Annotated in this window: 1 protein-coding gene; it reads right to left on the minus strand. The window is 53.3% G+C overall.

Annotated elements, in window-relative coordinates; translation table 11 throughout:
* Positions 1-159: 159 nt before the first annotated feature.
* Positions 160-315 carry a hypothetical protein gene (locus DW49_RS1000000132955; RefSeq protein ID WP_154655506.1) on the minus strand — a complete coding sequence of 52 codons (156 nt, stop codon included), beginning with the start codon at positions 313-315 and terminating at the stop codon, positions 160-162.
* Between the last annotated feature and the right edge of the window lie 118 nt (positions 316-433).

Genomic DNA, 433 nt, shown 5'->3' on the forward strand with positions numbered 1-433 from the left:
TCTCCTGCTCAAAAAGTGAGCAGAAGCAGTTGAACACCTGGGTCAGTTTTCAGTCGGCAGAACAGCCTCTACTGGGTCAGTTTTCGGTCAGCGACAACAGACAGGGTGACTTGTCACCCTGGTTAGCAGCAGCCACCAAGCCGCTGGGCGCGGTAGCCCTTACTCCATCTTGTAGATGTCAGCTAGCCCCTGAACTCGTCCTTTTTCCCAGGCGGCGGCCTCCCGCCCTTCATAAGGATGCTCTTCATCTCGCGAGTCATACCCAAAAACAATGCCGGCATAATAGCCTTCTTGCCACGGCACGGTTTCCAGCATCTGCGAGTCATGACTCATAACGGGGCGGTTTCAGAGGCTGAGTGCAACACCCGGCTATTGAGTTAGGGATGGACTCTCATGATGCTTGGACATCATTTCCGTCATCATTTCGATAATC

The organism is Pseudomonas avellanae BPIC 631 (assembly GCF_000444135.1).
GTDB classification, from domain to species: Bacteria; Pseudomonadota; Gammaproteobacteria; order Pseudomonadales; family Pseudomonadaceae; genus Aquipseudomonas; species Aquipseudomonas avellanae.